At 64.1% G+C, this 5,115-nt stretch carries 7 protein-coding genes; 4 read left to right on the top strand and 3 right to left on the bottom strand.

Going from position 1 to position 5,115, the window contains the following annotated elements; translation table 11 throughout:
- A partial coding sequence (locus EN991_RS22670) for a LysR substrate-binding domain-containing protein (protein ID WP_127369591.1) occupies nt 1-605 on the top strand: 605 nt, incomplete at its 5' end.
- Nucleotides 606-787: 182 nt separating this feature from the next.
- Here EN991_RS22670 and EN991_RS22660 read toward each other — a convergent pair.
- From EN991_RS22660 to EN991_RS22650, 3 genes are all read right to left on the bottom strand, one after another.
- Nucleotides 788-1,438, bottom strand: coding sequence for a dihydrofolate reductase family protein (locus tag EN991_RS22660; RefSeq protein ID WP_127369590.1), 651 nt, complete (start codon nt 1,436-1,438; stop codon nt 788-790).
- Nucleotides 1,439-1,540: 102 nt separating this feature from the next.
- Nucleotides 1,541-2,389, bottom strand: a complete 849-nt coding sequence (locus EN991_RS22655) for a protein-L-isoaspartate O-methyltransferase (RefSeq protein WP_164766116.1) — start codon at nt 2,387-2,389, stop codon at nt 1,541-1,543.
- 87 nt (nt 2,390-2,476) lie between these two features.
- Nucleotides 2,477-3,841, bottom strand: a complete 1,365-nt coding sequence (locus tag EN991_RS22650) for an Nramp family divalent metal transporter (RefSeq protein WP_013530120.1) — start codon at nt 3,839-3,841, stop codon at nt 2,477-2,479.
- A 235-nt stretch (nt 3,842-4,076) separates the two neighbouring features.
- Here EN991_RS22650 and mntR point away from each other — a divergent pair, with 235 nt between their 5' ends.
- From mntR to EN991_RS22635, 3 genes are all read left to right on the top strand, one after another.
- The gene (gene mntR, locus EN991_RS22645) at nt 4,077-4,526 is read left to right on the top strand and encodes a manganese-binding transcriptional regulator MntR (RefSeq protein WP_024504117.1); all 450 of its coding nucleotides are present in this window, start codon (nt 4,077-4,079) and stop codon (nt 4,524-4,526) included.
- Nucleotides 4,527-4,615: 89 nt separating this feature from the next.
- Complete coding sequence (locus tag EN991_RS22640; RefSeq protein WP_013530122.1) at nt 4,616-4,804, top strand: hypothetical protein; 189 nt, start codon at nt 4,616-4,618, stop codon at nt 4,802-4,804.
- Between the two features lie 199 nt (nt 4,805-5,003).
- Nucleotides 5,004-5,115 (top strand): neutral zinc metallopeptidase (locus EN991_RS22635; protein ID WP_206519235.1); only part of this gene is annotated, 112 nt, incomplete at its 3' end.

Genomic DNA, 5,115 nt, shown 5'->3' with positions numbered 1-5,115 from the left:
GCCCGGTGGCCGGCCAGGTGCGGCTCGGCGTGCCCTACGACCTTGTCGGCACCTTGCTGGCGCCGGTGCTGAAGACCTATGCCGAGACCTATCCGCAGGTCGAGATATCGCTGGTCTGCGCCTCGTCGCCAGAATTGACTGCTGCCCTTGCGGCCGGGACCATCGACCTTGCCGTGATCGAGGAATGCGCCGGCCCGTCGGCCGGCGAATGCCTCGTCGTTGACCGGCTGGTCTGGGTCGGTGCCAAGGGCGGCGTTGCCCGCGCCAAGCGGCCGCTGCCGGTCTCGATCGTCGCCGACACCTGCGCTTTCCGGCCGGCTGTGCTGGCGGCGCTCGGTGAGCATGGGCTGGAGTGGCGCACCGTGTTCGAGAACGGCAACATCGACGCGACGACCGCGACGGTGCGCTCCGACCTCGCCGTCACCACCTGGCTGGCCTCCACGGTGCCAGCCGATCTCGACATATTGCCATCGGAGTCCGGCCTGCCGCCGCTGCCGAATTTTGCCATCAACCTGCATCTGCCGAGGCATGGGGTAGGGCCCGCGGCGCAGGAATTCGCACGGCATATACGGGAAGGGCTGGCGCGGCGACCAGTCGCTGCTTGAAGCTTCTCAGAACTGGGGTTCCTCTCCCCCGTCGCTCTCCCCCCTCCGGAGGGAGAGGAAAGGTGCCAGCTGAGGTAGGTTCGCGCCGTTCCTCTACCCCGTCAACCGGGGGAGAGGTGTCGAGCGAAGCTCGACGGAGTGGGGGTCGATCTTTCATCGTGGGGCGAGGAACCCAGGTCCTGCTACTTCCAATTCCTGCGCCGCTCGAGCTCGGCTTCCGACGGCTCTCCCGTGACAAACGACCCGACCTTGACCTCGCCCGCGCGTTCGTAGGTCGCCATGATGACGCCGGTGCCGGTTGCCTGCGACTTAATGAGCTTGAAGGCGGCCGGGATCGCGCTGTCGCCGAACAGCCGCTTGCCGTTACCCAGCAACAGCGGGAAGACCATCAGCCGGATCTCGTCGATCAGCCCGTTGGCGAGCAGCGTTCGGATCAGGTTGCCCGATCCCTGGATGAGCAGGTCGGGTCCATCCTCCTGCTTGAGGCGGCGCAACTCCGCAACGATATCAGGCCCGAGCGATTGCGTGTTCTGCCAGGTGAGGGTGTCGGGCCGATGCGTCGCGACATATTTGGTCGCAGGGTTGAAGGCATCCGCGATCGGATCTTTCTGATATGGCCAGTAGGCGGCGAAGATATCGTAGGTCCTGCGGCCGAGAAGCAGGGCGAAAGGCTTGGAGAACAGTTCATCCATCGCCGCGCCCCCCGCCTCGTCGAAGTAATGGAAGGTCCAGCCGCCGAACTTGAAGCCGCCGACCGGATCCTCTTGCGGGCCGCCGGGCGCCTGCATGACGCCGTCGAGGCTGACGAATGTCGCAGAGATAATCTTTCTCATTCCAATGCTCCCGTTCTTCGGTCCACGCCGTCGTGGCGGACTTCAGCCCAAGGACGGGCGACGAGCCACCGGTCCGACAGGACAGGACGAAATTTTGGAAAATCACCGTTGCTTGCGAGGCTCGGTGTGGAGATTTTCCGACGAGAACCAGACATCGCCTGATATGGCGGTGGCGGTGTCGTCCGGCGCCCTGTCCTGCGCCAGCCAGATCGAGCGGCTGCGCGCGGCCTGCTCGCCGGTGGGGATCATCGCCGCGGGGTCCGCGACCGAGGCGCCGACACAGGGAATGAACCACGACCGCATGAACGGATCGCAGGCGAAGCCTTTTTGCGTGCGTGTCACCATCACCGCCAGCGGGACGCGCTCGGCCGGCCGCCAGGGAAAGATCATGCGGCCGCCTGGCCGCAGCGCCTTCAGCCATCCGGCCGGGGGCGCTGCGACCCCGGCATTGACATAGATGATGTCGGATGGCGGCAGGGGCGTCGTCACGGCATCGCCATGTACCACCGTCGCATTGCCATAGGCTTCGAGATTTTGACGCGCCAGATCGGCCAGCTTCTCGTCGAGTTCGAAAGCGGTGACGATGCCGCCTGGCGAAACCAGCCGGGCCAGCACGGCGGTGTAGTAGCCGGTGCCGGCGCCGATATGGCAAACCGCCTCACCGGGTTTCGGTTCAAGCTTTCCAATCCACATGGCGTGCAGGAATGGCTCGCCATTGTTGATGCCCTTGTCGTCGTCGAGCGCCACCAGCACGTTCTGATAGATATGAGCCGGATCGGCGCTTGGTGTTCTGATCTTGCCGTTGCCGGCGACGACCGTCCACGGCCCGGGACCGAGAAACGCTTCGCGCGGCACGTCGGCGAAAGCCGCTTCCAGACGTGGGTCGGGCGAGCCGGCATTGGCGGCCAGCAGCCGCGCGTAGAATTTCCTGATGTCTTCGATCCGGGTCATGATGCCGGAAAACATAGCGCGGATTGCCGATTTGTCGCGAGGCTGCCCCCTGCGCAGAGGGCAGCCGGTTTCCAGGCGAAGCGGAACTCAGCCGACCCCGAACATGGTGTCGTAGAGCAGCTTGAAGTTGAGCACCAGGATGATCGCGGCGACCACCCAGGCAAGGGCTGCGACGCCGCGCGGAATGGCGAGATTGCCCATCTTCTTCTTGTCGGAGACGAACTGCACCAGCGGGACGACCGCGAAGGGCAGTTGCATCGACAGGATGACCTGGCTGAACACCAGCAACTGGCCGGTGCCCTTTTCGCCATAGAGCGCGGTGACGACCACCACCGGGATAATGGCGAGGCCGCGCGTCAGCAGCCGGCGTGCCCAGTTGGGGATGCGCAGGCGCAGGAAGCCTTCCATAACAATCTGGCCGGCGAGCGTGGCCGTCACCGTCGAGTTCAGGCCGGAAGCCAGCAGCGCCACCGCGAACAGGATCGAGGCGATGCCGAGGCCGAGCAGCGGCGACAGCAGCTCGAAGGCCTGGCCGATCTCTGCGACGTCCTGGTGGCCGGTGTTGTGAAAGGCGACCGCGGACACGATCAGGATCGAGGCGTTGACGAACAAAGCCAGCATCAGGGCGATGGTCGAGTCCGTCGTTGCCCATTTGATGGCGTCGCGCTTGCCCTTGTCGGTGCGTTCATAGGCGCGGGTCTGCACGATCGAGGAGTGCAGATAGAGATTATGCGGCATGACGGTGGCGCCGATGATGCCGATGGCGATGTAGAGCATCGCCGGATTGGTGACGATTTCCGACGACGGCACGAACATGGCATGCAGGATCGAACCGGCCGGCGGGGCGGCGACGAAGATCTGGATGGCGAAGCAGCTGAAGATGATGATCAAAAGCGCGATGACGAAGGCTTCGAGATAGCGAAACCCCTTGTTCATCAGGAGCAGCACGAGGAAGGCGTCGAGCGCCGTCAGCATGGCGCCGCCGATCAGCGGAATGCCGAACAGAAGCTGCAATGCGATCGCGGTGCCGATGACTTCGGCCAGGTCGCAGGCGATGATGGCCAGCTCGCAGGCGATCCACAGCACGAAGTTCACCGGCCGGGGATAATAGGCCCGGCAGGCCTGGGCGAGGTCGCGGCCGGTGGCGATGCCGAGCCGTGCCGCCAGCGCCTGCAAAAGGATCGCCATCAGGTTGGACAGCATGATGATGAACAGCAGCGTGTAACCGAACTGGGCGCCGCCGGCGAGGTCGGTCGCCCAGTTGCCGGGGTCCATATAGCCGACCGAGACCATGTAGCCGGGACCCATGAAGGCGAACAGGCGACGGAACCAGACGCCCGAGTTCGGCACGGCGATAGAGGAATTGACTTCGCGCAGGCTGGGCTGCTCGTCCTCGTCGGGCCTGGCGAACCGCCATGAGGAACGGGAGGCTGTGGCTTCGGCTTCAGACATGAAGGAGGGCTTTCCGCGAGACTGGACGATGTTGCCTTAAGCTATGCCATGGCTCAACATTATGCAATATGCTATATTTCATTGTCGTTGCTTTTTATCCGGCTGGCGGTCATCGGGTGAAACGGCAATCGGAAGCCCCGGTTGCACCTGTGGCGGAATGCAAATAAACGGCCTGAAGAATCAGAGCCCGTGCTATGAAAGCATGGATGGCAAATAGTCTTGGGAGGAGCGCGTATTGGTGCTGAAGAACAGACCAGTTCCGCGCGAGCCGCTGCTCGACGCCGAAATTCATTCGGAGGGCTTCCGGCAGCAGCGCGAAGCGCGCCGCAGTGCGTTGGTCGAGGATTATGTCGAACTGATCGCCGACCTGATCGAAGACGGCAACGAGGCGCGTCAGGTCGACATCGCCGCACGGCTCGGCGTCGCGCAGCCGACGGTGGCCAAGATGCTGACCAGGCTGTGCGCCGACGGTCTGGTGTCGAGAAAGCCCTATCGTGGCGTGTTCCTGACCGAAGCCGGCCGCAAAGTCGCGGAGGAAAGCCGCATCCGCCACCAGACGGTGGAAGCTTTCTTGCGCTCGCTCGGTGTCAGTGCGGAGACAGCGCGCATCGATGCCGAGGGCATCGAGCACCATGTCAGCGCCGAGACGCTGGAAGCCTTCCGCAAGGCGATGACGGCGCGCTGAGCGCCAGAGTTCCCGCGTCGCCGGAACCGTCGCACGCCAGACACGTTTGCACCAGATCCGTGCGATTGGCGCGCGAAAGGGAGGAAACGATGGGCATCGAACAAACGCCGGCGGCAAAGGGCAAGCAGGCAGCCGAGGGACTGAAACAGGCGGCGGCCAGGGATGAGCGCAAGACCGAAGCCGAAACCGGCCATCCGCTGAAAAAGGGCGCGGCGCGTTTCGAGGAGCGTTCGAAGAGCTCCGACGGCAAGAGCGCCGGCGCCAAGCAGGAAGATTAGCTCTCTGTCGGGCTTACGTGATCGGCTGTAGGCCACGGGGACGATTGCCACGCCGAGCCGCTCGCCACAACGAACTTGGCCGCAAGGCAACGCGTGTGGCCAAAAAGGCCATCGAAAAATGCTGTGACTTGGCGCAACCGTTGGGATAATTGTTTGTCGCCCCGGAGCAACGGGGAGGTTTGCTGTACGAGGAGTTGCCATGCTCTGGAAGGGCCGTCGTCAGAGTGACAATATCGAGGACGACCGCAGCGACAGCGGCGGTGGCGGACTCGGCGGCGGCGGGGGCCAGTTCCGCATTCCGATCGGCGGCC

The organism is Mesorhizobium sp. M7A.F.Ca.US.005.03.2.1, assembly GCF_003997795.1.
GTDB lineage: Bacteria > Pseudomonadota > Alphaproteobacteria > Rhizobiales > Rhizobiaceae > Mesorhizobium > Mesorhizobium ciceri.
This window is presented reverse-complemented; position numbering and strand designations above follow the sequence as displayed.